Below are 687 nucleotides of genomic sequence, written 5' to 3' on the forward strand. Positions count from 1 at the left end.
GTCGGTGTAGCGGTGAACACCCTGGATGCGGTGGCGGAACCGCTGCTCGGCCTTGGCCAGCCGCGCCTCAATGGAACCGCGCATCCGGGCCTCCGATGTCTTCCTCGATCAGGGTGGCGAGGGCGGCGTCTCCAGCATCCCGGTCTCGCGCAGGTGCCAAGCCGCTTCGGCGAGGCTGCCGTGCTCGGCTCTCAAGCCGGCATAGCCGCTGCGGATGAACGCCATAAGCTGCCGGTCGGTGGCGCTGGCGATCTCGCCCCCGAAGATGCGGCGGACCTCGATCCGGCGAAGGCGGTTCTCGAAACTGCTGGTGGTCATCGTCAGAGGCTCCTCTGCAAGCTGTCGAAGGCGCCAGGCGGCAGCGGCCCCTCACACCCGGTCTGAAACCAAGCGGCGAGGGCGTGGTCGGCCAGGTCTTCGGACGCCTCGCGCAGGGCCTGCGCCAACTCATCGTCGGACATGGCCTTGAGGGCGGGATCGGCCGCGAAGCGCTGTGCCTCGATCTTCCGGATGCGGCGCTCCAGGTTGACGATCATAACAGCCCGCCCTCCTCGATCCGAGCGAGGCGTTCGGCGAGGTCCGCCGTCTTGATGGCGTTCACGTGTGCGTCGACCAGCTTCGACAGCTCGGCGGCCTCGCTCGGCGTGATCTCGCCGGCAGCCACACCCTGCATCAAGGCGTGCGTCG

The 687-nt window shown here is 68.4% G+C and carries 2 protein-coding genes; both read right to left on the minus strand.

Going from position 1 to position 687, the window contains the following annotated elements:
* Nucleotides 1-108 precede the first annotated feature (108 nt).
* A complete protein-coding gene (locus MKK69_RS30075) occupies nt 109-318 on the minus strand; it encodes a hypothetical protein (RefSeq protein WP_243973835.1) in 210 nt (69 codons plus the stop codon).
* A 2-nt stretch (nt 319-320) separates the two neighbouring features.
* Complete coding sequence (locus MKK69_RS30080) at nt 321-536, minus strand: hypothetical protein (protein WP_243973836.1); 216 nt, start codon at nt 534-536, stop codon at nt 321-323.
* Nucleotides 537-687 lie beyond the last annotated feature (151 nt).

The organism is Methylobacterium sp. J-026, assembly GCF_022829585.1.
Classification (GTDB): domain Bacteria; phylum Pseudomonadota; class Alphaproteobacteria; order Rhizobiales; family Beijerinckiaceae; genus Methylobacterium.